Below are 25,593 nucleotides of genomic sequence, written 5' to 3' on the forward strand. Positions count from 1 at the left end.
TCTAAAAATTTATTTTTCTAATAATTATCATTAAAAATGTATCTCATCACCAGATACTAAGATAATACATCTTTTTTTAAAAAAATCAATAAAATAAACATTTTTTTCAACATTTTTAATCATTTTTCAACATTTTTAATCATTTTTCAAGATTTTTTATCAATTATTAGCTCGAATACTGTCAAAATTATTTTTGATGTAATTATATCATCCTGGATTAGGACCGTAATTATTATAAATCACACAATACTTATTAATGGCTTGTTCAAAATTATCTTCTAAAATGAATTTTGTTTTTAATAAATACATAAAAACTAATGAAGCACTTCTGTTAATGCCTCAAACACAATGCACATAAATTTTTTTATCAGCAATATTATTCTTAATTAAATTAAGTGCATGCTTAATCTGATTAGTGTCAATTTCATTATCTTGTGGATAATCTGGTCATCTATAAAAATAACGATTATCAATTTTAAAAATATCAGCATTTAATTGTTCTGCTATAGGATCATCTTGATATTGATCATAAATTTCAGCAGCACAACTTATTATTAAATCAGCATCTTTTGGTATATCTTTTCTAGAACCTAAAAATAAATTTTTGGTAATTTGTTTTGCTTGTCTTTCCAAAGTAATCTTCCCCTATTCTTCAACCAAACCATTGAAACAATCTTTAAATTCCTTTGCTTTAATCATTTCAATTTCTTCTTTATATGGAGCTTTATCATTCACATATGGTGTTTCTAAAATTTTTACAATATTATTTAATTGCGGATGATACACAATATTCAATAAAGTATCAAACCCAATCTTACCATAACCAATATTGGCGTGACGGTCACGGTGCGCATTAATATTATTTTTACTATCATTCAAATGAATACATAGTAATTTATCCAAACCAATTGATTGATCAAATTCTTGAATGATAATTTCTAAATTTTGACTTAAATCATAGCCGGCATCTCAAAGGTGGCAAGTATCTCAACACACTCCAACTTTATCTTTTAATCGAATTTGATCAATAATAATTTTTAATTGTTCAAATGAAGTTCCGATTTCCGTCCCTTTTCCAGACATGGTTTCTAGAGCAACTTTAACAGTTTGTTCTTCGGTTAAAATTTGGTTCAAACAATCAGCTACTTGGTTAAGTGATTGTTGTACATCACCACCAACACTACTTCCTGGATGTAATACAATAACACTAGCTTGCATTTGTTCTGCACGTTTAATTTCTTTTCTTAAAAAATCTATCCCGAATTCTTTGGTTGAAGTTTTAACTGTGTTAGCTAAATTAATAATATATGGAGCATGCACTACAACATCACAATGTTCAATGCCGTGTTCTGTTCTTTTTTGATGATATTCATCTAAAAAGAAATTGACCATATCAACTCTTCTCGCATTTTGAGGCGGTCCAGTAAAAACCATTAAAGCGTTGGCATTATTTGCTATAGTTTCTTCAACAGCTCCTAATAAGTAATTATTTATCTTATTGCACTTTACATGACTACCTAATCGTAAATTATATTTTTGCATCATTTCACCTCTTTTATATATAATATAAAAATATTTATAATAATGGAGATCTTTTTTTAAAAATGAAAAAATGAATTAATCACAAATATTTTTTTACAATTTTAATTAATATGTTTATGATAGAGTTTATATTAACTATATTATTTTTCATATTATGAAACAATGATAATTACAATTGGTCATTACCTTTGTTTATTATTTTTGCAATCGCCAATTTAACAACAATAATTATATATGGATACAATAAACATCGAGGCAAAAAAGCAAAACTTAATTCAGAAGAATTGAACAAACTAATAGAAAATATCAATAATAATGAATCGGCAAATTTTATAATTAATCAGATTAGTAATAATTTTGAAGAATACAAAATTTTTAATGGTAATAATAATGATAATTCATTAAAACAAACTGATTTAGTTTTAAAAGGTGAATATCAAAAACAGGAATTTGAAATTGGTACTTACATTAAAAGTTCCAAACAAAAAAATGAATTTGTTAAGAAAAATATTGGTATTTTAGAAAACAACAATAACTTATATCGATATTTAATCTTAAACTTTAAAATTAATAATAAAGCGACATTAACAATCACTAAAAAACCAAACGATTTGATCGATATTTATAAATCACTAAATCAATTTTATGAAGAAGAAATACCTTTAAACGATCATGATCAAAAATTATTGTACAAATATATTATTGAAAATAAAATTGTGCCATCATTTAAAATTAATAAACAAGATTGTGCTATTTTGTTAGATATTTATAATATTTATAGTTGAAATGATAATTCCGAAACAATCATTAATTTAAATGATGATGATAAAAAACTTGAAAATAATATTAAAAAAATTAATAACTATTTAAATATTTATGATGAGCTAATTAAAGAATTAGATTACTTATCATAAACCAAACCTTCACCATAAACTTTACGAACACTCAACGAGACAATACGTGCTACTGGGTCTAAAACATTTACAATACTTTTAATTTTACGAATTTCCATAACACTAGTTGTTATAACCAATTTATCCACTTGCACCATACGATTATTAATTTTTATTGATGTTTTGCTAATTTCAATTGCATGTTTAATGCCTTTAAAATCTAGTCCTTCAATTATTTTTTCTCCTTGAGTACTATATATAACTAAGGAATTATATTTAAAACGTGGGTATACAATATTTGAAATTAAAGTTTGAACTAAAACCATCGCTAACACACCAAACATTGTTGGACCGAAGAAATATTCAATACGCAATGTTGTAATTGAAGAGGGCGCCGCTGAAGCAGAGTAATTAAAATAAGATAGTAAATCAGAATCTGACATGATAATTGCATTAATCAAAATTATCAAAACAGCAATACTAGAATTTAAAAATTTATTAAATGAAGCAATTGATTTACGATATTTAAATTGAAAATAAGCCGCTATAAAGTCAGTTCCCGCCCCTGATGAACCAGCTTTGTATAATATTCCAGAACCAATGCCATACAAAGCACCAGCAATGAAAGAAAATACAAACAACCAAATTAAATATAAAGGACCATCACCATCTTGATTATTTTGGGTAAAAGTTTGAAAATCTACCAACATGATTAAATTTTCTGGATTTAATGCTGGTATTACTGAAAAAATAAAACTAAATACACTTTGAAAAATAACAGATATAATTGTTAAAATTGAAAATTTTTTGCCTACTTTAAAATATGAAAATAAAAACAAAGGTAAATTTAAAATAATTAAAAATATAAAATACCAGGTATAAGGTTGTATGTGTCCACCAAGTGGCATAAGATGCGAAATTAATGTCGCTATCGCCCCTACTCCTGAAGGGAAGATTCCATATTTTCCAGTTGGGAAAATAAAAAAATCATAAGCAATAGTCATAATAAGCGCACTGATTATGATTAAAAAAAGATCTCATCATAATTGTTTTTGCAAATAAGTTTTTAAGTCAGTTTCAAATTTATTAAAGTTTAATTTAACAGGTTTAATTTTGTGATGACTATCTGCGTCAAAATATTTTAAAACATTTTTCTTATTGGCAGAAATTTTTTTATGTAGTTTAGCTCTTGAAGCTTTTTTTTGTTCTTCTTTCTGTACAAATTCAATCGCTTGTTTTTGTTTATCTGTTAAAATATTAGAATCATATTTTAATTCTTCATCTTCAAATTCATGTCGATGATAAATAATAGTTTTATTGTCATCTCCATTATCTTTAATATTATTTTTTAACAATTTAGAGTTTAAGGCTTTTTGTTTTTTCGAAGATTTTTCTTCTTTTTTATCGTCAACTTCGATTTCTTCAGTGATTGATTTCATTAATATTGTTCCTTAATTGAATAATTTATTATAATATCTAAGTAATTTTAGCATTATAATAAATTAAATAATATAGTAAATTATTTAATTTATTTAAATATTTTGAGGTTATATGTACACTAGAGAGCAAACGAAAAAGATAATGATAAAAGATGTTCAAATTGGTGGGAATAATGATGTGGTAATTCAATCTATGACAACGACTAAAACTCACAATATCAAAGAAACTCTAAACCAAATTGATGCATTAAAAAAAGAAGGTTGCCAAATTGTTAGAGTGGCTGTACTTAGTCAAGAGGATGCTGATAGTTTGAAAGAATTAGTGAAATTATCTACTCTTCCAATTGTTGCTGATATTCATTTTAATTATAAATTTGCTTTGATAGCGGCAGATGCTGGTGTGGGTAAAATTAGAATCAACCCTGGAAACATTGGCGATAAAGAAAATACCAAAAAAGTTGTATTAAAATGCCAAGAGAAAAAAATACCAATTAGAATTGGTGTAAATAGTGGGTCATTACCGTATGACTTAGTTCAACAATATGGTTGAACTGCAAAATGCATGATTGAAAGTGCAAAAAGACACATTAAAATTTTAGAAAATTTAAATTTTTATAATATTATTCTTTCACTTAAAGCAACTGATCCTTTAATGGCGATCGAAGCATATGAACTTGCTGCTAAATTATGAGACTATCCGTTGCATCTTGGAATAACAGAATCAGGCAGTTATATTAATGGAGCGATTAAATCTGCAACAGGTTTAGGGATTTTACTGAATCAAAAAATAGGCAATACAATTCGCATTAGTTTATCAACTGATCCGGTGAAAGAAATTAAAACTGCTAAAAAAATCTTAAATTCATTAGGATTATATAAAAATATGGTTGATGTTATCGCTTGTCCAACATGTGGACGTTTAGAATATGAAATGAATTCAATTGTAGAAGAATTAGAAAAATACACAGAACAAATGCACTTTCCTTACAAAATTGCCATTTTAGGTTGTGCTGTCAATGGTCCTGGTGAAGCTAAGGAAGCAGATGTTGGAATTTCCGGTGGTAAAGAACGAGGCATTATTTTTAAAAAAGGTGAATTATATAAAATTTTACCGCAAGAAGAATTAGTTGATGCTTTAAAAAAAATCATTCAAAATGATTATAAACAATTTTTAAAAATACAAAATAAAAAACAACTAGAATAAAACTAGTTGTTTTCTTGAACAAAATTAAATGAATTATTAAGAATTAGGATTCTTTTTGTAGACCAATTTTTACTTTAAATGATCCCACTTTAATTGGGTTGTAATCATTTCTTGTGATATCAACAACTGTAAAATCTTTTTGGTATTTTTGGTTAACATTTCCGAATTTAACATTACGGTTTGTACCTTTACCTGTTGGTATAAAGATTGGTATTTTTTTATGATCTAAAGCTGGCACTGTTGTATAAACAACGATTTGTGAATATGGTGTTTCAACATCAGCTAAAGCTTCATTCAAGTATTTTGAAAATTCATTAGCTATTAATACTGAACCAAATTTTTCATCTTCAACAAATTCATGTGACATATTGTGAGTGATGTAAAATGCAATTTTAGCATCACAGTTCACTAATAAATATTTTTGTAAAACAGTTGCACCGTTATATGTATAAGATGATTTATCTTGACATTTTTCAGCAATTGACGCTGCAATTTCATTAGCAACAGTTTCAATTTTATAAACTTTATCTTGTTGAATGTCATACTTAGCAGATTTATTTCATAATAAATCTTCTTCATTAACACGCACTTGTTCTAAATAAATCAATTTACGTAATCATTTTTGAGAAGCATTTTTTCATTCATCTTCCCCTAAAATAACTTTAGATGGTCCTTCATCTTGAATTTTTTGTTTCATAACTTGAATCATATCTAAAGCTACAGGATTTTTTTCTTTACGATCAACTAACATTAATGATGGTCCATAACCAGTCAATACTTTATAAGTATTTGGTTTAAACAATTGAATTCATTTATCATGTTTAATTTCAAACAATTCATTAATGATTTCTAACTCATCAGCAGTTGATTGATTTAAATCTAAAATATATCTTGAACTTAATAAGTTAAATAATCTTCTTAATAAGAATTTTAATGTATTAACTGTTTCATACATTCTAAATTTATGTAATGGATCATTATCTCATGGAGATAATGCGTTGTTATAAATAACTTTTAAAGCTAAATAGTTAACACTTGATTTTTTAGCAACTTGAGCTAATGCTCCAGCTTCAGTATCAATTACGTCAATTGTATGACCATATTTATCAACCATTTCTTTAAATTGTTTTGAATTGTAGATCAACATATCAGCTGTCCCAGTAATTCCTTCAGATAATCCTAATTTAAAGTCTTTAATAACTTTTGAGAATTCTCCATCAAATTGGAATGATTCTGGTTCATTAACGATTTGACCATATTTAATATCTTTAAATACTGTTAAATCAGCATCTCTATAAATAAATTTTGTAGAGATTGTTGAATCTGCAGTATCATGTTTATCATTTGTTGATAAAGCAATATCAACGTTAATTAATGTTTTTAAACCACGGTATTTTTCTAATAAATAAGTTATTGCCATTGCAGCATTAGCTTTACCGTACCCTACAGTAGCGACAACAAAAGTTTTTCCATGGTATCTAATATGTTGAATAACACAGTTTTTTCATCAATATTTTTTAACTGTTTTTATTTCTGATCCACGATTTTTCATCGTAAAATATGCTGTTGAAATAACACCTATCATAAAAGCGACCCCTATTTCTTATTATTTAAATTATATTCAATATATAATCTTATACTAATTATATTAAATTTTGAAAAAATATGCAACTATTTTGACTATTTTTAACTAAGTTTGAATTCATCCAATCGGAGCTTTCTTAATTCGATTTAACCCTAATAATCACGCCATTCCAATAATGAACGCTACAATCGCAAATGTTATCAAAATTACTCCTCATGTAAACGGAGAAGGGATTATTATGGTGGATTTCGTGATTAATAAATTTTGTACAAAAATTCAAATCGGGATGTTGATAATTGCTGATAACGTAACGGCAATCGGGATAGAGAATCCGTAATTTCCAATTACAATAAAATTAATTTCTGGATTTTTATATCCTAAAGCTTTTAAAATTAAAATAAAACTAATAGATTCATCAATTAATCCAGTAATTACAACTGTTAGAATAACAAACAAAATCATCACCACTAAGGCAATATTAATTGAAAAAACTGTCAGTAATTGTTGATTTGCTACATCAAGTAAATCTTGTAAAATGTTTAACGGAAAAATATCAGAATAATTATTTGCAAAATAAGGTATATCTAAAAAATTATTAAGTGCATCTTGTGGAGAGATGTCTCCCAATGTGTAACTATTAGCATTTGCATCTGGGGCACTAAAATCATAATAATAATTATAAATGTTTTCATTATATCTGGGGTCCAAATTAGGGAAATCAGAATTTACAATGGCATCTATGTTAGCGTAAAGTGACGGAGAGGTTGAAACGATGGCATTGTAATAATAATTGTTATTTGAATTATAATTATTAACATTCGATTCTCAAAAGGCATTTTGACCCATATAAACAGTTGCAACGCTTAAATTTTCAGAAGCTACTCCCTGAACTTTTAAGGTCATTTCTTTTTTTAAATCATCTGAATGAAACGCATAATCAGGTACTGTAACATTAAATGTATCACCAGCATTTAAACCATCAATGACACTTACACTTTCACTAATAATGACAGGAACCACATCATCTGGACCTGTAGGTTGGAAATTAACTACAGTATTTAAATCATTCTGAGAAACCCCTTTCAAATTAAAATATTGTGCAAAATTTTCATCTGGCATTGTTTCTAAATATCAAAAAGGAGAATTATAACCTGTTCCAGGTAAAACATATAAATAATAATAAGCATAAGAATTTAAGGAGTTATACATAAAATTATTAAAGCTCACATAAGTGTTTTCACCCTTATAATTTTTAATCCCTTCCAACGTATTATTAAGTATGATTATTGATTCTAAAATTTTAGGATCCGGCAGTTGGAATGAACCTGTATAATAATAAGCATATTCTAAAAAATAATTTTGAAGATCATCGATAGACAAAATAAATGGATCACTAAATTTTGGGTCATCAGGATTAGTGTTATCAAAACTAAACAATTCCTGATTTTTTACTTTATTGAAATCAACATTATCGTTAGGAATATTGCTGTTATCTCATTTATCTAATTCTGTAAAAAAATCTTTATTCTTAGCGCGTTCTGTATTATACATCTGATCTAAGTCACTTGTATCATCATAGTCTTTAAAAGGTAGATATGGTTTGCTTATACCAGGCTTTTGTGGATCAGTAGAATTTACATAATTCATTTTATCAAATGTAATGGTGTTCCCACCAGAAAAAGCATAGCTAGATCAACCTGAATATGTCATATCATTAACTACATTTAAACTACTTAATTGAACCATCATTAGTAACGAGCAAATTGAAAACAATGAAAACACAATAACCACTTTGCCAAAAGATCGAAAGACATAAAATCCTTGCATTTTAAACAAAAATGGAAATTTACTAATTGAACGATTAATTTTTTTAACAAAAGTGTGAGATTTTTGTTTTTTAATATCATTATTCAATAAACTTAGGGTAGGTTTGAATAAAAATTTAATTGTCAATAAATATCCTAGAACTGTAAATAGTAATGGCACTAAAATTATAATAATTAATATAAATAATACTGAAGAGTAAATAGGTTCTATAACCATATTAATTCCATTGCTAAAAATAGACTGCATTTTTATTTGCATTGGAAAACTTAGTAACATTCCAACAACAGCACCAATGAAAATAGTAATGGCGGTTTTTAAAGCAAATATTCATGATAATTGACGTTTTTTATAACCAAAAGCTTTAAAAACACCCAATTGTGTAATAGTTTTATTCATTTCTTTTTTAATAACAAAATTAATAAAAACAACAGCTAAAAACAAAGCGATTATTCCCACTAATGCAAACAATATGATTTGTATTTCAATATTGAAAATATTTTTAGAAAAAGATAAATCATTAAAGGCGACATAGTTACTGCTGCCATTATCTGATATTGTTGTAATTTGATCTAAAATTTCATTTCACGTATTAACAGACATATTATCGCCATTTTCGATATAAGCTGAAATACTTCCAGAATATGTTTGATAATAATAATCAAAAGATTCTACTCCATTATTATCGAAATAATTATTTACTAAATCAACAAACTGGTCTTGTGAAATATAGAAAGAAGTATAATTATCAAAATTTTTAGTAAAAGAATTAAAAGAACTAACAGGATAAAAATCAGAAATTCTAGATCCAATTCCTGAAATTTCATATTCTTTAGTATAATTTGTAGATACTACATTTAATTTATCACCTATATCTTTATTATTGTAGTAACTATAACGTGAATTAATAACAACTTGATTATCATTTGGCGCATTTGAATCTTTATCTGACAAAACTACATTATCTATATCATCTGCATTAGAACTAAAGGGTTGAACAAAATAATAATTGCCATCATTTTCTAGATATAAACCAGGTGTATCATATGCTTTAAAATCTAGATTTAATTGAGTTTTTAACTGAGATAATAAAATTACAGATTCGTTAGGTACAACTAAATTTTTAACGTCCTCACTAGACTGTTTTAAAACATCGTATAAATTAGCGAAATCATGATTAACTGCATTATTTCAAACTGGTGGTGAAGTTAAAGTAGTGTTCATTCAAGTTTCAGAAGTGTCAGCTAAAATGAAATTAAAACGAGGTGTCAACATATCTGAACCTGACTTTATTTCTAAAGGAGAAGAATAATACTTTAAAAGCATCATAACATTTTCAATACAAGCATCTTTTATGGCTGATTGATTTTGAGGATCGTTGTCTGGGTCTGGTTTCGAATCGTCAAAACCAAAAAAATTTTCACAATATATTTTAAAATCAGGATTTGTTATATCAAATCAAGGACCTAAAATACTTTCTTGTTGACCTGTTATTTCATCTATATCTCAACCAATTATTTGCTGTTGATTATTCAATTCAATTGAAAAACCATCAGGATTACAATAATAATCATAAAGAAAATCGTCAGCTAATCTTCCTGAATTAATTTTTACAGCGGCATCATAATCATTATAATTACGATTAATTTTAGAATAAGACAAACTAAATTGAATTGGAGATGCCAACATTCCTATAACAAATAAAAAAATTACAATTACAAAAATTAATAAACCAATTGATTCTATTCAATTGGAAAAATATGTTCTTAAATAAGATTTACTGATATGCTTCAATGAAATAACCCTACTTTTTTAAAATATAACCTAATAATAATTATAACATTATTTTTATTTACTAGAAAAATTTTTTATTTTTTAAATAAAATAAATTTGTCCTGAATATCTATCGAATTTAACGGTTTACTTTCTAAAAAATCAATGCCTTTATATAAAACATTTTTTTTATATTTTTTATTAATCTGGTTTATTAATTGGTCCGTTTGAGAAATAATTTTATTTTTTTGATAATTATCAATTGTTAATTGTTCAAATGTATTATATTCATACTCTAAATGATAAAAACTTACTCCAAGAATTTGGATTGCTTTATCTCCTTCTCAATTTTTATTGAATAAATTAATTGCAAGTGCAAGCAACTCTTGATAGTTATTAGAGTAATTATCAAGAGTTGCTTGTCGTGTTATTTTTTTCTGTTCTGTTCGAAACATTATGGAAATACCTTTAGTTTTTAATCGTCGATTTTTCATTTTTAAATAAATGTCATTGGTTAAATGATGAATTACATTTATTAATTCATTAAATTCTAAAGGGTTTACGATGTCACTGGTTTCTTTGCTGATAGATTTTACAAAATTATTCGTATAAATTAATTGATCTCCACTCTTGCCTGTCAGTTTCAAAATTAAAGAATTAAAATTATTTTTGCCTAATGTTCTTATCAATAATTTCTGATTTTCAAAATTTAAAAAATCATCAACTGTATAAATATTTATTTGTTTTAATTTTTCTTGTGACACTTTACCAACAGAACAGATTTTCGCAATTGGTAAGGTGTTAATTGTTTTTGACAAATTTTGAGGAGTTATTATAGATATTCCCATTGGTTTTTTTAAATCTGTGGCAGTTTTAGCAAGAAATGGATTATAAGAAATACCGATAGAATTTGATATTTGAAATTTATTTCAAATATCTTGTTGAATTTTTTGAGCTAAATATTTAACACTTCTGTTTCTACCAATAATTGTTGTGACATCTAAAAAAAATTCATCAATACTGGCAATTACAATTTTTGAAGTATATTTCTGAGATAATAATTCAAAAATTTTAACAGAAAAATTTACATATAAACTATGAATCGCTGTTTCAACAATTAAATTCGGGCATAAATTTTTAGCATGGTAAAGCGACATTCCCACTTTAATTTTATACTTTCTAGCCTCGTAGCAGACTGCTGTAATAATCGCACTTGAAACATTCTTATGTACAACCACTACTGGTTTAGACCTAATTTGAGAATTAATAGCTTTATGACAAGTTGCAAAATAAGCATCCATGTCAATATGAAAAATCACTCTCATTATTTTGCAAATGGTCCTAGATATTTATTATTGAATAAAAACCCTACCCCTAAATGATATGTACATTTAATACTTCTAGAGAAATGGCGAGCATCAATAAAATCATTGTAAAGATCTAAATAATGTTCTTTAACATATTTTGGCATTTCTGTGTCGTAATCATTTTCTAACCCTTCTTTTACCTTAGGGTTTAATACTATTAAAATGATATAAACTCCATAAAATAATAAAGGAATTGTAGAATACAATTTAAAATTATAAATAGCACTTAAAAAAGACCCTTCTTGTTGTTGTGAACTAGCTTGATTATAGTAAGTTAAAAATATAACTCCCCCAATAAAACTAATAATATATGATCACAACAAAAAACCAGGCAGAATATAACCTACTCAAAAATAAACTCAGTAATTTTTTTCACTAGATATCCTTAAATTTGCCAAATAAGCTCGACCTAAAATAAAATCTAAATCCATTCCAGTTAATCTAATTCCATCGCTAACATCTGCTATACCAATTAAATTAATATAAAATACACTTTTTTTATAATTAATATGCCTTAGTGTAGAATATTGTTTAACACTGATTTCTACAATTAAAGAACTATTACCTTTATCTATAAAGTATTTTTGCGCCACATTTTGAAAAGGTATTTCAGAACTAATGGTTTTACGGACAAATGGTTTAGGGACTTTAATATTTTTAAAAATTATAAATCAATAAACTAAAACCAAGGCAATTAAAATAATACCTGCGCTCATCATAAAAATGGAAAGAGAATTTCATAAATTATCGCTTGTTGTTGAATAAACAATACTGTTCATAAACGCCCTCTTTACTTGTTAACAATTATTCTTATTAGAAATTTTTGAATTTTGTTCAATTAATTGTTTTTTTCTTTTATCAATTTCTTTTCTTAAATTAGGAAAAGTTCCTGCCAAAGATAATTTATGAGTCAATAATTTACGGTACAATGGATCTTCAGGATTTTTAATTGCCAAGTTTCGTAATTCAATACGTTGTTGAATTGTTAAATTTTCAATGTCAAAAAAGTTATGATTTTTAGTTTTAGCATTCAATTCTTTAGCTTTATTGATAATTGAAACTAAACTTTTAGGTGTTTCTTCAGTTTGATTTTTTGAATTATTTTGTTCAATATCGACATAATTACTCGCAATTTCCATCACTCGTTCTTGAACTTCATCTCTTTCTAATTTTTCTGAATAATTAAGATTACTTTTTTCTGTTATGCAATCATTCGATAACACTTCACTTAAATTATCATAAACAGCTTTTGAAATAACATTGTCATTAATTTCAGGATTAAAATCGAAATCACCATTATCTTTTAACTCATTATATTCTGTATCATTTTTTTCAACAGACAACATTTTTTCAATTTTTAATTTTTGAATGTTAGTTAGGGTTGAAATGTTTGTGTATTGACGTGTTTCATATTCAACATCATTTACCTTAAGGTTAATGATTTTATAATTTTTATTTAATTTTAATTGATTTTGAATTGTACTATTATTTTGAAAATTATATTTATTAAATTTATATCGAGTTTCTTCTTTTGAAACCCTGTTTTTTTGATTATCATCATTAGTGAAGATATTTATATCACTAGAATTATAATTTTTATTACTATTATAAATATGTTTTTCTGTTAAAAATGCTTTTACTTTATTTTGATTATTGTATGCCATATTTTTATAACTCCATCGGGGTCTTAAATCTGTATAATTATACATTTTTTTTACTTTTAGAACTATTTTTTCAATAACATTGATCAAGATTTTTCGATAACTTCATTAATTTGATTAATTGAAAATTGCTTAATTTGCTTAGTTTTACGAACTGCGCAAATAAATTCAATATTCTTTTTTTTATTACCTAACACAGGAGAATAAGTTAATTGTTCAACATTAAAATTATTATTATTAAAAAATTCAAACACACGATTTAAGGCTTTCAAATGTAATTCTTTAGAATTAATTTTTCCTTTACGAACATCTTCCTTATCGGACTCAAATTGTGGTTTTACTAAAAAGACAGCGCTCTGACCATCCTTTAAAAATAAATTAGCGTTAGGGATAATATGTTTCAAAGAAATAAAAGAAACATCACAACATATAAAATCAAATTGATGATTTAAATCTGTAAAAATTAAATTACGAAAATTAGTTTTTTCTTTAACAACAACTCTTTTATCTATTCTTAACTTGTAATCTAATTGATTAGTGCCTACATCTATAGCAACCACTTGTTTTGCACCATTTTGTAATAAACAATCCGTAAAACCACCAGTAGATGATCCAATATCCATGCAAATTTTATCTTTAACTTTTATCCCGAATTGTTTTAAGGCTTTATCTAATTTTAAACCTCCTCGAGAAATGAATTGTTGTGTATTATCTTTAATTCTGATCAAAGCATCTATGTCGACTAATTCAGATGCTTTTAAAATTGGGACTTCATTGACCAAAACTTTATTTTCCATTATTAAAGATTGAACTTTACTTCTTGATTCAACTAAACCCTTTTCGATGCACAACTTGTCGATTCTTGTTTTTTTCATTTTCATCATCTTTCTTTAAAAAATATAATGATTCTACATGATTTCTAAAATTATCAATTTGTTTTTCATGTTCATAATTTAACTTGTAGTTAGTTTGCAAATAATAATCACCATAATTTATAAAATCATCAACTATAACTTGAGAATCTTTAATTGTTCTTTGAATTTGATTAACTTTTAAATTATTACTAACGATTATTTTATTTGATTGAATTTTATCATTATCTTTTTTAGAAACAACCTGCGCATTATCAGCATCTATCCAGTTAGCAAAAATATCAGCATTTTTTTTCATTCAATACCTCATCTAATATTTAAAAAAGACCGTTTTATAGGTCTTTTTTAAATATTGAAAATTTATTATATTATTTCATATTGATTGTTGTACCATCATAATGTTTATCATTATTTTGTCCATGTACTTGTATTGTAAAATGCTTATCTCCATAAGCTCATTCTGCATCAGAGTGTATATATACATTTATTGTAAAATAATCATCATATTGATACAAATATTTTGCATAAAGGTCATCATTATTAAAATCATCAACATCAGAAATATTTGAATTTGAAAGTTCATGATTTACATATTCAACTACATTATTTAAAATTTCTTCTGTCCAATTATCAGTACTATAACCATTAGTATCTCTGCTAGGGTCACCTGAATATTCCTGAATTCATTCAGCATCAATTTGATTTAAGTCTACAGTTGAATCCAAAATATTGACTGTAAATGTTTGTTCACCCTTAAATGATGAAATATCTTTGCTTCCAATAGAAGAAGGTTTTACTGTAACTGGCACACTATATGTTCCTGGTTCTATTACAGGATTAGGTGAAGTTTGTGTATTATAAATACTAGATGTATCGATGCATATTTTATCCTTAGTTAGTTTGTTTAAAAAATTCAAAATTATATGGTCATCCATCCCATTAGGGGTTGATATTTTTTGAGCTACATCCAAAGTTGCTGAATTTAAAATAGATGATCAGATGTCTTCTTGAATTTGATCGATTAATTTTTTTTCAGAATCAAAATCACTTCTATCTGGTACAGCATAATTGATTGATGCAACATATGAAGTATCGCAAAGAGAAAGATCAAATTGAGGGTGAATATAAAATAATTGATAATCAGTAACATTTAAATCGTTGTAAAATAATGAAATGTCTGTTGGAACATATTCATTATCGCTTGAAACATGTTCACTATCGCTGTTATCAAATAATGATTTAGGATGTAAAGAAAAATTTAATATTCCATTATTGTAATAATTTGATGCATTTATATCATTTTGATTATCTGATGGTGTAAAAAGATTCCCATCTTTTGGTTTTTTAAAAATTAAATCTGATGTCGAAAAATTAAAAGAAGAGGATAAAGGTCCATAATTCATTGTTGCATCTATATCATCTGATAAATCATCCATAAACTGATTATTTAGACTTTCAACCATATCTTGAAAACCACTACGAGTTTGCTCTTTGTTCAAGTAAATTGTTTTAAAGAAAGAACTTTGATTATCTTGTAATGCACTTAAATCAACTTGAGGCGCAATTTCAATGTTAATATTTAAATCACCAACAAAATCACCGTCTCAACCATTAGAATTAATGTTAGCTTCAATATTTTGATAATATGGTGAATTTTCATTTTCATTATACACAAATGGATTATCATTGGCATTTGAACTACTTGGATCAAATTTGTTTCCATTTGAATCATAATAAGAAATGTCACTCATTATTTCATCAGTTAAAACACTATCGTCAACATTACCGCCATTTGAGTTGGCTTGAGTGGCATATAGTGAAACTTCTCCCTGTAAATAATCTCTAAATTCTTCTGTAAAACTTTTATATATATCACAAATGCCTCCATCTATATAATGATAAGCAAAGACTAAGGAATCCCTATCAGGTTCATAATTAACCATATTTGAAGCATCTTGATAATGCAAACTGTCTAAAACAAATTGAGGTGTAAGTGTAATCACGCAATCGTCAATTTCACCAATCACTTTTGAAGAGATACCTTCGATTCGAATTATATTATCACCATTTTTTAAATAAGTCATTGAATCATCAAATGAATCAGACAACGTATCATCTTGACTATTCAAACTTTGGATAACAGTTTCATTAATTTCAAAGTCATTAATAAATAATTTGTAATCAACAGTTTGTTTAATACTATTATCTTCAAATTCAGAACATAAACCACTATTTACAGAAGACTCAATCAACTCTAAATTATCTGCTTCACTATCCATTGCATTAAATGTTGACTGTGACATAGCTTTTTTAAAATCTGCTGAATTAATATTATTTAAATTATTTGTGTTCCTGAATAAATAAAAGCAACCTGATACAATTAAGGAACTGATAATTAAAACAATACAAAAAATAGAAAGAAAAAGTTTTTTATTAACTTTTGTTTTTATTTGATCTTGTTCATTGTTGTCATCGGTTTTAATTATTGTTGCTAATTTAGTTGTTTTATTAATTATTGCTTGTTCTGGAAGAACAACTATTGGATTGTTAATTTCTTTTACATTATTGCTACTCATACTAATGACCCTTTCATAAAATAAATACAAAAGAGGTCTAAAATAAAGACTATAAAATAAAAATATTTTCAATGTGTTTATAAGACCCGATTTGCTATTTTTATACCTATCAAAATAAATTATTACCGAAATGGACTAATTTACTTTCAAATTATACAATAAATAAAAAAAGAAATAAACAATTATTTATTTCTTTTTTAAAATTATTTAATTGATAAAATTTCAATTTTATAAGATGATTCAATTTCACCAACAATCACAACATCTCCAGTTTTATGGCCTAGCATTGCTTTAGCAACTGGTGACTCATTGGAAATTGAATTTTCAAATGTATCTGCTTCGATTGCTCCTAAGATTTTAAATGTATAAATATTATTATTCTTTAAATTTTTAAATTCCACCAAACTACCAAGTTTAACTTCATCTTTCTTAACTTTGGAATCTTTGATAACTTTTGCTTTTTTAAAGAAACTTTCAATTTCTTTAATTTTTCCTTCAACCTCTGCCTGACGGTTTCTAGCGGCATCATAATCAGCGTTTTCAGATAAATCACCTTGTGCGCGAGCTTCTTTTAACTCTTCGATAACTTTGGGTCTTTCAACTTGGATTAAGTGATTTAATTCTTTTTCTAATTTCTTTAAACCATCTTTCGATAGTAAAATTTCATCATTATTTTTCATGGTTGCTCCTTACATAAAAACATAAACTAATTGAATTATAACCTAAAAAGCAACTTTTATTTATTTTTTTGCTGTAAAAATGTTTCTAAAATTATTTGAGCAGCTAGTGCGTCTTTTGATTGTTTTCTCTTTTGTCGTGATAAATTAGCCTCTAACATAATGTTATTGGCCATCTTTGAAGTTAAACGTTCATCAATTTTATCTATATTAATTGTCATTTTGTTTTTTATTAATTCTACAAATTCATCAACCATTTGAGCACGGTAACCCACTGTTCCATCCATATTTATCGGATATCCTATTACCAAATAAGTTATGTTATCTTTCTTAATAACGTCTTCTAAAAATTTCAATGCCACAGAAAATTGATGTTCTGGGAAACGAATTGTAATATAAGCAGTGGAAATTATACCTTTTGATTTTGCTAACCCTATTGTTTTTGTACCTAAATCAATACCTAAATAATTTTTCATTAAATAACTTCTTTAAATTTATTTTCTAATATCATTAATAATTGTTTGTGATCTAAATTGGTAGTAATTACACCTTGGCCAAATTTATTATTACCGCCACCTTTAAAGGCAAAATCCTGATTTTTTATAAGTTGTGTTTTTATAAACTTCCCAATATTAGCGTTTGCCACATTAGAAGATAACAAACACTTAAATTCACCTGATAATGTCGGACTAATTAAACAAATATTGATTTTTGAATATTTGTTAATTAAATAATCTGAAATAACACTAAAAATTTTAGAGATATTTAGTCATTCTGGGTTAGGATTAATGATGTTTTGAAGCACCAATTTTTTATTTTTATTTAAATCAATCTCAATATTTTTTAATAAATTCTTGGCAATAACGTCGACAACTTGTTTTTGATAACTCACAAATTCTTCATTTAATTTTTTTAAATGCTCATCTACTTCTGTTAAATCTCTAAAGTTTTTTTCACTAGTTACGGCAAGCAATTTTTTCATATTAGAATTAACTAAGTATTGTTGATTAGCGTCATAAAAAGCCTGAATTTTTGGATAATATTTTTGAACACGATTTTTTATTTCTAATGCTAAATATTCTTGAATAGTTTCATTTGAAGTTAAAGCATAAATTCGATAACTACCACTACCCTTCGATTCATAATTGGTAATCATGAATTTTTCTATATTCTTTGTATTTTCACAATGAGTACCACCACATAGTTCACATGAAAAATCACCAAATTTTACAACTCTTACTTTTTCTAAATATTTTTCACCAAAAAAGGCAAGTGCATTATATTTATCAATTGCAGTTTTGTAATCAGTATAAAAGCATTCAGAAGAAATATTTTCTTGAATTTTTTGATTAACTAAATTTTCAATTTGAATAATCTGTTTTTCAGTTACAGCACCATTGTATGAAATATCCAATCTCAATTTTTTATAATCATTATAAGAACCGATTTGTTTTACATTATTTCCTAATATTACGCGAACAGCTGAATGTAATAAGTGAGTCCCTGAATGATTTCTCATAGATTGTTGCCTTTGTGCATAATTTATTTCAGCTTTAACACAATCTGACAATGAAATCTTACCTTCTACTCTAATTTGGTGAATATGCTCACCATTAGGTCCTTTAGTGACATTTAATATTTGAGCGACAAAATTTTTACCACTAATTGTACCATCATCATATCTTTGCCCTCCACTAGTGGCGTAAAAGGGTGTTTTATCCAATATTATAAATCCTTCTGCATTTTTAAGTTCTGATACTTTATTGTAATTTGAGTCTGCAATAAAGATGATCTTAGCTTTATCAACTATATTTATGTCATAACCAACAAAATCAGTAATTAAATTTAAATTTAAAAAAGTATCTTTTTGAATTTTTAATCCTTCAGTTTTTTTACGAGATTTACGAGCTAAATTTTTAGTATCTTCTAATAATTTTTCAAAACCTTTAATATCAACTTTTATTTTTTTAGAAGTAGCATATTCAACTATAAAATCAATCGGACAACCGTATGACTCAAACAATGTTAAAGCATTTTTTGCAGAAATTTTTTTATGTTTAATGATCATATCTTCCAACACAACCATAGCATCAGTTAGCATTTTCCAATAACTATTTTCTTCATTTTTAATAGTTTCAATTAATATCTTTTCTTCTTTTTTTAAATCAGGATAGTAATCAACCAATATTGTACAAATGGTTGGTACTAATTTAAATAATGTAGGTTCTGTAAAACCTAACTTGTTTGCGTAAAAAATAGCACGACGTATTAATTTTCTAATGACATAACCCTGATCTTTATTTCCAGGGAATACTCCGTCAGCAATAGCGAAACAAACAGCCCTAATGTGGTCGGCGATAACTTTTAAGGCGATATTATTTGGGTGTTCATTATTATCAAAATTGTATTGAACACTATTGGTTGACAACCTACAAACTTCATCGATAATAGGTAAAAATAAGTCAGTTTCAAAATTACTAAATGTATTTTGTACAATAGAAACTATTCGTTCTAATCCAGCTCCAGTATCAATGTTTTTTTGAGGCAATTTAGTGTAATTACCAAACCCATCATTATTAAATTCTGAAAATACAATATTTCAAATTTCAATATATCGATCATTTTCAATATCTTTTTTTAGTAATTCCAAACCTTGTTTTTTAGGATCAAATTTTACACCACGATCATAAAAAATTTCAGCATTAGGTCCACATGGGCCTTGGCCTATTTCTCAAAAATTTGTTTCTTTTCCACCATGAATAATATGGTCTTCAGAAATTTTTAACTGTTCTTTCAAAATTTGGTAAGTTTCTTTATCTTCTTTAAAAATTGTAAAATATAATTTTTCAATCGGTAATTCTAATCATTTTTTAGAAGTTAAGAATTCTCAAGCGTAAATTAACGCATCTTTTTTAAAATAATCACCAATAGAAAAATTACCCATCATTTCAAATAGAGTGTGATGGCGAGCTGTTTTTCCGACATTTTCGATATCATTTGTACGAAGTGCTTTTTGAACATTAACTAATTTTTTTGAGGGCGGCGTTACCACACCTTCAAAAAAAGGTTTTAAAGTCGCCACACCAGAATTAATTCACAATAATGAAGGATCGTTGACCGGAATTAGTGATGCTGAAGGTAATATAAAGTGTTCTTTTGATTTAAAAAAAGTTAATCACATATTTCTGATTTGATTAGAAGATAACTTTTTCATAAGACTCCTATATGTAAAAATACAATAGAAAAATTATAGCACAAAACCCATTAATTATCTTTTTCTAGAATAAACCAATCATGAAAATGAAATAATAGATGTTATAGAGAATAGCATTAACATAATTGAACCAAAAATCATCGGATAATTATTGATTATTCCACCATATAAAATTCATAATATAATTTGTCAAATAAAAGTTAATATAATCCAAGATAAAATTTGGATGAAAATAATTAAATTATATGCAAAAGATTTCATTTGTTTCAATTTAACAATCATATAAAAAATTGGTGTAAATGATAAAAAAAATAAAATAATAGAAAACGAAAATAAAATAATTTCGGTACGATTCATATCCGTATTTGGAACCAATGCTGGGAAAATCATTGCCACAGTAAATGATAAACCACTTATTCAAAATGCAGCATTACTAAATAAACGTTTACGCAATTCGCGAGAAGAGGCAATATCTGTAAATAATAACCAATTTTTTAACCTAGATCTTAATCCAGAATATCGACCATCATATCTTAAATTTAAATAAGAAACTAATTTAATCAAAGATGAAATTGCAAAAATGAAAAATAAAATTGGAGTTATGAAAATTAGTAGTACAGTACCTACTTTAAATAAGTTGGTGCATTCATCTGAGTTCAATAAACCATTGACCCCATCATTAAATAAAGTAGTTGTTAAAAAGTTCATAGAATTAGGCGCTACTTGTTGAGTTCCGAACAAATACTGGTCGAGTGCATTGTTGTAAACATAGACTTTATTTTTATAATCTAAAAATAAAGAACTTAAATCATTAGAATAAATAAAAATCAAACCTAAAAATAAGGACAATAATGCTAAAATCCCACCGATTAAACATAGAACAGTACTGAATTGATTTAATCTTTTGGTTTTTCATTCAGGCATTTTTTTAAAAAATAACTTAAAAGTATAATATGTTAAACAAAAAAACAATATTGTCCCTAAAATTGGAGAAATAAAATATAAACTAACGATAAAGAAATTTAATGAAACGTTACCTATCGTATTAAAAAATACGCCCACACCACAGGAAAGACCAAAAGTAACATTTAAAAATTGAAATAAATTGGTTGGGTGTATTTGAAATCCTGTTGTATAGATATTTGAAATATCAGATATTCAATTACTATTTTGAAAAGATTCGTTTAAACCCTTATATTGTGCCAAGGGGAAAATTAAAAAAAATAGAAAAATTACAAATAATCCAACTAAAAAACTTTTTTGTTTATTCATATAAAATTACACCGTTAATATTCTTAATCTTCTTGATAATATTTATTCATAAATACTCTAATATCTTCTGGAGAATAATTGGTTTTCTTCAAAGGAATATCATCTTTCATAATAGAACGCGGACGCTTCATCACTTTTTCTGGATAAACTTCTGGACCATCATCTTTTGGCAAAGAAGTAATTTCTTCATCATTAGCAAATAAAAATGGATTTATTTCTGGTTTTTTTGTACTTTTCAAAGAATTAATTTGCATTCTAACACGAGAAATATCCAATTTTCGATCTTTAAATTCTACATTTCATTGAATTGGTAAATCAGTAAATTTATCAGGTTTTCTTATAACCATTAACAATAAGTTAACAAACTGCTCGAACCCTTCAGCTTCTTTTCAATAATTAAAAATAGCGGTATTTTTAACAACACCTTTCTCAATACAAGTGTTAGAACTGTGTACTTCAACAATCTTATCGCTTCATTCATTTTCATGAATTAAGAAAAAATTAGTCTGCAAACTACAATTAAAAATATGCAAATCTTCTTTAGTGTTATACAGAGAGAAATTAAATTTATCAGTAATGATAGGGCTGATTGAAATTTCTATATCCGAAAGATCAGTTACTTTCCCCAATCATTTAAAAACACCTTGAATATATTTCCAAATAAATTTCATTTTTCCAGAAGTGAACAATAATGTTCTTCATGTTTCAAAATCAAAAATATACTCAGAATCTTCACGAGACTGTTTTAATATTTTATCTGGATTTAAAGAAACAAATTTTTCTACACCCAATTTATACAAATCCTTTTTCATTACTAACACCCTTCAGTTTGTTATAAATAACAAAATATACTTTATTTAATTATAACATATTTAACAAAATATTTTAAATCTACTGTATGCAGACTTAAAAACTAGGCATATTCCCGTTCTGCGCTAATAATATTTGACAAACTACGGAGTGATTTTAAAAGATGGTCTAGTTGTTGTTTATCATTTAATTGTGCCAACATCATGATTTTAACTCTGAATTCTTCGTTTACAACTGAAGCTTTCATTTTACGAATTTCTACATTTAAATTACTAAAGATTTTAGTAATTTCAGTTATTAATCCAGGTCGGTCTAAAGCATTAATGCCAATTAATGTTTCGTAACCAATTTTGCTACCTACATTTATATTTCAACTAACTTCAATTTTTCTTTCTTGCATCGAATCGTTGATTAAATTTTTACAATTAACTCGATGCACTTTGATCAATCCATATCTTGAGACATAACCTATTATCTGCTCATTTGGCACTGGTCGACAACAACTAGAAATTTTAGTCCGAATCCCATATTCATCCTGCACTAAAATTTTATTATCGCCCAAATTAACATTGATAGCCTCTTTGTTCAAGAAGTAATTAATTAATTTTGAATCATTTTGTGATTTATTAATGTATAACAGTTTAACCGCTTCACGTATTGAATATTTTCCGTTTTGTACATCTAATAAAAAAATATCTAAATTGTTATATCCCAAGCGATTTAAAATATTTTTTTGACGTTTTTCATCAATCATTTTATCAGGTAAATTATGCTCTGATATATATTTTGAAATCTGTTCTTTAACTAATTTGATATTTTTCAAATTATTTTTATCATCATTGATGACAATTAAATTTTGTTCTTTACGTAAATATTTTTTAATTTTATTTTTAGCACTAGAGGTTTTAGCGATTAGCATTCAAGAGTGATTAGGGTGTTGATGTGTTGCAGTTTTCACTTCTACAACATCACCTGATTTAACTACCGTCGATAATGAAGAAAAGGCACCATTTATTTTTGCACCAATTGTTTTTTCACCAATTTCAGAATGAATTTTATATGCAAAATCTAAAATTGTTGAACCCGAAGGTAGTGTCACAACTTTCCCTTCTGGTGTTAAAGCATAAACTAACGCACTAAATATATCGTTTTTAATGGCTGATTCTATTAATTCAGTCGGTTCTTTTTCATCTGCATAATATTCATTAGATGAAGTCTCTAATTCTTGAATCCCTTGGAAAATATTTAAACGTTCATCGATATCTTTTTGTTTTTTTGAAAGATCAAAAACTTCGCCTTCTTTGTATCTTCAATGTGAAGCGATTCCGTGCTCTGCAAAATCATCCATTTCTTTGGTACGAATTTGCATTTCAAAAATAATTCCAATTTCTGTAACTAATGTTGTGTGGATTGATTTATATAAATTATTTTTTGGTACTGCAATGTAATCTTTAAAACGTTTTTGCAATGGACTGAATAAAGAGTGCACAATACCTAATACCGCGTAACACTCATCTACATTATTAGTTATAATTCTGACTGCTAAAATATCATGAATATCTTCAAAGTTTTTGGCGTATTTAATAGTTTTTCTATAAATAGAGTAAATTGATTTAGTGCGTCCTAAAACTTTAAACTGCATATTTTTTTCCGATAAGGCAGTTTCAATTTTTTTAATAATACTATCTAAAACAAGATTAAATTGCTGATTTGACAATTCTAAAGAATGAATAATACGGTTGTATTCCTCTGGTTCTAAAATTTTAAAACATAAATCTTCTAATTCGTTCTTGATAGCTGTCATTCCTAAACGATGTGCGATTGCTGAATAGATTTCCAAACTTTCTTTTGCGATGATTCTTTGTTTTTCTATCGGCAAAGCTTGCAGTGTGTTAACATTGTGCAAACGATCTGCTAATTTAATAATAATTACTCTAATATCTTTAGATAATGACAGATATAATTTTCTTAAATATTGGGCTTTAATTTGAGTACGATTTTCTTTTGCAAAATACGAAACTTTAGTGACAGAATAAATCAAATTATAAACTTCTTCCCCAAATTTTTCCTTAATTTCTTTTTCTGTTGACGGTGTATCTTCTAATACATCGTGCAACATTCCGGCGATTAATGTGTTCTTACCCATGTTTCAGGATGCTAAACGATATGTTGTTCATAATGGGTGGATTATAAAGTCTTCACCAGATTTTCTCTTTTGACCTCGGTGTTGTTTTTCGGCATAAATATATGATTCTTCAATCAAATCTAATGTTGATTTATCACTAATATATTTTTTGATTTTATTAAAAACTTTTTCAAAATCCATTTATCTATTACCTATCCGATAGTTTAGTTCATTAATATTCAATTAATGTTTGAATATCATAATTTTTAATCAGCTCTTTACCTTTTAAAAATTTTAAATCAATTAAAAATGAAAAACCAACAATTTTAGAACCAGTTTTTTGAGCTAAATCAACAATCGCTTGCGCAGTACCACCGGTCGCCAAAACATCATCAACTACTAAAATTTTTGAATTTTTATCTAATGAATCTTTGTGAATCTCTAAAATAGTTTTGTTATATTCTAAATCAAATTTCACACTATATACTTCTCTTGGTAATTTATTAGGTTTACGACATGGTACAAAACCAATATTTGCCCCATAACTAACTGCTGTACCAAAAATAAAACCTCTAGCTTCTGGTGAAACAATTACATTGGCACCAACTTTTTTAGCAAAATCAATCATTTGTTCAACCACATTTTTAAATGCTGCGGCATCTTTTAATAAAGGTGTTATATCTTTAAATAAAATATCTTTTTTCGGAAAATCTTTTACATCAATAATATATTGTTTTAAATCCATTTTAATTATAACCT

At 26.4% G+C, this 25,593-nt stretch carries 20 protein-coding genes; 2 read left to right on the forward strand and 18 right to left on the reverse strand.

All coding sequences use genetic code 4. The features are described 5' to 3' along the window. Window positions 1–156: 156 nt before the first annotated feature. Both AAHM77_RS01405 and AAHM77_RS01410 read right to left on the reverse strand, forming a co-directional pair. On the reverse strand, window positions 157–633 hold the full coding sequence (locus AAHM77_RS01405) for a dual specificity protein phosphatase family protein (protein WP_342252354.1): 477 nt from the start codon (window positions 631–633) through the stop codon (window positions 157–159). Window positions 634–645: 12 nt separating this feature from the next. Beyond that, a complete protein-coding gene (locus AAHM77_RS01410; RefSeq protein ID WP_342252355.1) occupies window positions 646–1,542 on the reverse strand; it encodes a deoxyribonuclease IV in 897 nt (298 codons plus the stop codon). A 62-nt stretch (window positions 1,543–1,604) separates the two neighbouring features. On the opposite strand from AAHM77_RS01410, the gene AAHM77_RS01415 reads away from it, so the two are divergent. After that, window positions 1,605–2,456 (forward strand): 6TM ABC transporter family protein, encoded by an 852-nt coding sequence (locus AAHM77_RS01415; protein WP_342252356.1) that lies wholly within the window; start codon window positions 1,605–1,607, stop codon window positions 2,454–2,456. Here the strand turns inward: AAHM77_RS01415 and AAHM77_RS01420 are convergent. After that, a complete protein-coding gene (locus tag AAHM77_RS01420; RefSeq protein ID WP_342252357.1) occupies window positions 2,444–3,874 on the reverse strand; it encodes a YitT family protein in 1,431 nt (476 codons plus the stop codon). The genes AAHM77_RS01415 and AAHM77_RS01420 overlap by 13 nt on opposite strands. Before the next feature lie 112 nt (window positions 3,875–3,986). Here AAHM77_RS01420 and ispG point away from each other — a divergent pair, with 112 nt between their 5' ends. Continuing rightward, a complete protein-coding gene (ispG, locus tag AAHM77_RS01425; RefSeq protein ID WP_342252358.1) occupies window positions 3,987–5,078 on the forward strand; it encodes a flavodoxin-dependent (E)-4-hydroxy-3-methylbut-2-enyl-diphosphate synthase in 1,092 nt (363 codons plus the stop codon). A 43-nt stretch (window positions 5,079–5,121) separates the two neighbouring features. Here the strand turns inward: ispG and fib are convergent, their stop codons facing one another. From fib to AAHM77_RS01500, 15 genes are all read right to left on the reverse strand, one after another. Beyond that, window positions 5,122–6,663 carry a cytoskeletal motor fibril protein Fib gene (fib, locus tag AAHM77_RS01430; protein WP_342252359.1) on the reverse strand — a complete coding sequence of 514 codons (1,542 nt, stop codon included), beginning with the start codon at window positions 6,661–6,663 and terminating at the stop codon, window positions 5,122–5,124. Window positions 6,664–6,768: 105 nt separating this feature from the next. Further along, on the reverse strand, window positions 6,769–10,281 hold the full coding sequence (locus AAHM77_RS01435; RefSeq protein ID WP_342252360.1) for an ABC transporter permease: 3,513 nt from the start codon (window positions 10,279–10,281) through the stop codon (window positions 6,769–6,771). A 74-nt stretch (window positions 10,282–10,355) separates the two neighbouring features. Beyond that, window positions 10,356–11,585 carry a Y-family DNA polymerase gene (locus AAHM77_RS01440; protein WP_342252361.1) on the reverse strand — a complete coding sequence of 410 codons (1,230 nt, stop codon included), beginning with the start codon at window positions 11,583–11,585 and terminating at the stop codon, window positions 10,356–10,358. Then, window positions 11,585–12,406 (reverse strand): hypothetical protein, encoded by an 822-nt coding sequence (locus AAHM77_RS01445; RefSeq protein ID WP_342252362.1) that lies wholly within the window; start codon window positions 12,404–12,406, stop codon window positions 11,585–11,587. Before AAHM77_RS01445 ends, AAHM77_RS01440 begins: the two co-directional genes overlap by 1 nt. An 18-nt stretch (window positions 12,407–12,424) precedes the next feature. Then, window positions 12,425–13,291 carry a hypothetical protein gene (locus AAHM77_RS01450; RefSeq protein WP_342252363.1) on the reverse strand — a complete coding sequence of 289 codons (867 nt, stop codon included), beginning with the start codon at window positions 13,289–13,291 and terminating at the stop codon, window positions 12,425–12,427. A 62-nt stretch (window positions 13,292–13,353) separates the two neighbouring features. After that, entirely contained in the window at window positions 13,354–14,163 is an 810-nt protein-coding gene (locus tag AAHM77_RS01455; RefSeq protein ID WP_342252364.1) for a TlyA family RNA methyltransferase, read from the reverse strand. Beyond that, a complete protein-coding gene (locus AAHM77_RS01460) occupies window positions 14,102–14,458 on the reverse strand; it encodes a hypothetical protein (RefSeq protein WP_342252365.1) in 357 nt (118 codons plus the stop codon). The genes AAHM77_RS01455 and AAHM77_RS01460 overlap by 62 nt, the downstream gene beginning before the upstream one ends. A 70-nt stretch (window positions 14,459–14,528) precedes the next feature. Continuing rightward, window positions 14,529–16,736: a hypothetical protein gene (locus AAHM77_RS01465; RefSeq protein ID WP_342252366.1), complete on the reverse strand. Its 2,208-nt coding sequence runs from the start codon at window positions 16,734–16,736 to the stop codon at window positions 14,529–14,531. Between the two features lie 203 nt (window positions 16,737–16,939). Further along, entirely contained in the window at window positions 16,940–17,416 is a 477-nt protein-coding gene (gene greA / locus AAHM77_RS01470) for a transcription elongation factor GreA (RefSeq protein ID WP_342252367.1), read from the reverse strand. Between the two features lie 56 nt (window positions 17,417–17,472). Beyond that, window positions 17,473–17,889 (reverse strand): Holliday junction resolvase RuvX, encoded by a 417-nt coding sequence (gene ruvX / locus AAHM77_RS01475; protein WP_342252368.1) that lies wholly within the window; start codon window positions 17,887–17,889, stop codon window positions 17,473–17,475. Then, window positions 17,889–20,627, reverse strand: coding sequence for an alanine--tRNA ligase (alaS, locus tag AAHM77_RS01480; protein WP_342252369.1), 2,739 nt, complete (start codon window positions 20,625–20,627; stop codon window positions 17,889–17,891). The genes ruvX and alaS overlap by 1 nt, the downstream gene beginning before the upstream one ends. Window positions 20,628–20,681: 54 nt before the next feature. Then, entirely contained in the window at window positions 20,682–21,899 is a 1,218-nt protein-coding gene (gene scm1 / locus AAHM77_RS01485) for a motility-associated protein Scm1 (protein ID WP_342252370.1), read from the reverse strand. 23 nt (window positions 21,900–21,922) lie between these two features. Then, complete coding sequence (locus tag AAHM77_RS01490; protein WP_342252371.1) at window positions 21,923–22,711, reverse strand: hypothetical protein; 789 nt, start codon at window positions 22,709–22,711, stop codon at window positions 21,923–21,925. Between the two features lie 101 nt (window positions 22,712–22,812). After that, a complete protein-coding gene (locus tag AAHM77_RS01495; protein WP_342252372.1) occupies window positions 22,813–25,035 on the reverse strand; it encodes a RelA/SpoT family protein in 2,223 nt (740 codons plus the stop codon). Between the two features lie 31 nt (window positions 25,036–25,066). After that, window positions 25,067–25,579: an adenine phosphoribosyltransferase gene (locus AAHM77_RS01500; protein WP_342252373.1), complete on the reverse strand. Its 513-nt coding sequence runs from the start codon at window positions 25,577–25,579 to the stop codon at window positions 25,067–25,069. Window positions 25,580–25,593 lie beyond the last annotated feature (14 nt).

Origin of the sequence: Spiroplasma endosymbiont of Amphibalanus improvisus (assembly GCF_964030645.1) — a bacterium.
GTDB lineage: Bacteria > Bacillota_I > Bacilli_A > Mycoplasmatales > Mycoplasmataceae > CAXIPX01.